Here is a 433-nt window from a genome sequence, read left to right on the forward strand (position 1 = left end):
TCACTATACATATTATGAATATACCAGTGATACCGTTAGTTCTTATCCCCGGCATGATGTGTGATGCAAGACTTTATACACCGCAAATTTCCGCATTTTCTCATAGAGTCCCGATTCATATTGTGCCTGTTTCAACTCACAATAATATGCAGGATTTAGCAAGAGATATTCTAGATAATGCACCGCCGATCTTTGCATTGGCAGGATTATCAATGGGCGGGATTATTGCGATGGAAGTTTTGCGTCAAGCACCTCATCGCATTGCCAAACTCGCTTTACTTGACACAAATCCAAAAGCAGAAGCGGAGGAAGTTAAGCAAAGTCGTGAGCCGTTAATGGCTAGTGTGCAACAGCATGGATTGGCTGAGGTGATGGCGAATACGATCCCTAAATATTTTTCACCTGATGAAATTCTATCAACTAAGAACAACCT

The 433-nt window shown here is 41.6% G+C and carries 1 protein-coding gene; it reads left to right on the forward strand.

Annotated features, from left to right (window positions below; genetic code table 11):
• Positions 1-122: 122 nt before the first annotated feature.
• The coding region (locus tag CAN34_RS13800; RefSeq protein ID WP_217320640.1) for an alpha/beta fold hydrolase at positions 123-433 on the forward strand (311 nt) is incomplete at its 3' end.

This window comes from Psychrobacter sp. DAB_AL32B, assembly GCF_002224105.1.
Taxonomy (GTDB): domain Bacteria; phylum Pseudomonadota; class Gammaproteobacteria; order Pseudomonadales; family Moraxellaceae; genus Psychrobacter.